Genomic DNA, 2056 nt, shown 5'->3' on the forward strand with positions numbered 1-2056 from the left:
GTCCAGCGTGTTGCCATTGGCCTTGTGGCTCGGCTCGCGGAACAGCTCGATCTCGCCCTCGGCACTGCGGCGATACATCCGGCTTTCCGGAATGTCGGAGAAGACCAGCCATTTCTCATAGGGATGCCAGACCGGTCCTTCGAGGAAGCCGAAGCCGCTCGCCAGCGTTTCGATCGGCGCATCGCCGACGACATCGTCGAAGCCGGAATGGCGCGCACGCGCCGGCACCGACATCATCGGCTCCCGGCGCGAACAGCCGTGCTACTCCGCATGGTGACGAATGGCATGAGCGCTTCCCGATACAGTCTTCTTGTTGGGGCAGAGCGTAGGCGCGGTCCCGACGAGCCGATACGGGTCAAAGCGCACGGGCGACTGTGCATTTGCACAGTCGCCCGTGCCTATCGAGCGTAGAATACCGGCGACGTCAGATCAGGGCCGGCGAACACTCCGCAAAAGCGCGGTCAAGGTTGCGCTCGCGCACGCCACCGCCACGAGCACGACAACGCCGGCAGAGTTGGATTTTTGCCCTGTGCGAAATGAGTCGTGCTGCGCGGGCAAAGGGCCGTGAACCAACCTCTTCAGATCGGACCGGCTGCCGTGGCGAACGGAATAGGCGCGCGTGAACTCGGCGCCGAGGAGGAAAATCTCCGACGAGTAGTAAACCCAGAGCAATATCACGAGCAGTCCGCCGGCGGCGCCATACGACGACGCAATCGCGCTGGTGCCGATATACCAGCCGATAAGCGATTTTCCCAATGTGAACAGGGCCGCGGTCCCGACAGCGCCGATTGCCACATCGCGCCATTCCAGGGTTCGATCGGGCAAAACCTTGTAAATGGCGGCAAACATCACGGCGATAAGCGCAAACGAAACGACGCCGTTAATCCCGCTGAGTATGATCGTTCCAAACGGCAGGTGGGCGTTGATGAAAGCGCCCAGTGCCGAAATCGCAGCGCTTGCGATGAGAGAGACCAGCAACAGGAACCCGAGTGCGGCCACCAACCCCAGACTGGCGGCCCGCGCCCTCACCAGACGCGACAGGGAATTGCCTTGCGGTTCGATCTTCCAGATTGTGTTCAACAACTGCTGCATTTCGCCGAAGACGCCAGACGCGGCCACCAGCAAGGTGACCAGCCCTATGATCGCGGCCCAGGTGCCGTACAGCCTGCCGGATGCACTTTCCAGCGCAGTCTTGAGGAGATCGGCGCTTTCCGGTCCCATCAGCCCTGATATCTGCGCGGACAAGGCCAATTGTGCGGCATCGTGGCCGAAGACGAGACCAGCAATCGCAACCACGATCAGCAAGATCGGCGCCAGCGAGGTGGCGGCATAAAAGGCCATCGCCGCACCATGGCTGAGCGCATTGTCGTCGATGAAACCGACGACGCTTTCGCGCACCAAGTGCCATGAATCTGCAAATGAGGGTCGCACTTCGGATCCGCAGGCGTTGAGTTGGCGTTCACTAGCAATGCGCCGGACCTTCTGATGTTCCGGCTTGTGGCCGCCGCTGTTTCAGTGCTCCGCCAGCCAGGCGTCGAGCCGGTCCTGTTCGCGGCGCAGTGCGTCGATGTTGATCAGGCCACGCGCCATGGCGAGATAGATCGCCCGCGTCCGCGAGTTGAACACGGAAGCATCGCCGGTGCCGTCCTCCGCCGGCACGATGCCGAGCTTGTCGTAGCAGTGCTTGATGCGGCTCTGCGCACCACGGATCGACAGGCCGCGCCGTGCCGCGATCGCCCGGTCGGTCAGGCCGAGCGCGATATCGATCAGGCTTTCATATTCGCCGTCGGTGATGCCCTCGAACTTGTCCTGAACGCGATGCTGGATGCCGCGGATCTCGCGGTCGATGATGCAGTGGCCTTCGCGGAAAACCCCGCGCAGGGCGGACCGCATGCCTTCCTCCGTCGCCGATTTCAGCACATAGCCGTAGACAGAGCCGGGAGGGACGATGCGCGCCACGCCGCGCACATAGGCTTCGTCGGCAAAATTCGACCAGAACAGGATGTGCGTGCCGGCGCGGCGGTTCCAGATCGCCCTGGCAACTTCGATTTCCGTC

2 protein-coding genes and 1 pseudogene are annotated in these 2056 nt (G+C 62.5%); all 3 read right to left on the reverse strand.

What is annotated here, in order from left to right; genetic code table 11:
• Positions 1–234 (reverse strand): annotated as a pseudogene (locus EN991_RS33920) (SMP-30/gluconolactonase/LRE family protein); the annotation flags it as partial.
• A gap of 195 nt (positions 235–429) precedes the next feature.
• The gene (locus EN991_RS33925; protein WP_127370370.1) at positions 430–1431 is read right to left on the reverse strand and encodes a YihY/virulence factor BrkB family protein; all 1002 of its coding nucleotides are present in this window, start codon (positions 1429–1431) and stop codon (positions 430–432) included.
• A gap of 81 nt (positions 1432–1512) precedes the next feature.
• Positions 1513–2056: response regulator transcription factor (locus EN991_RS33930; RefSeq protein ID WP_164769583.1), on the reverse strand; the 544-nt coding region annotated here is incomplete at its 5' end.

This window comes from Mesorhizobium sp. M7A.F.Ca.US.005.03.2.1, from assembly GCF_003997795.1.
In the GTDB taxonomy this organism is placed as follows: domain Bacteria; phylum Pseudomonadota; class Alphaproteobacteria; order Rhizobiales; family Rhizobiaceae; genus Mesorhizobium; species Mesorhizobium ciceri.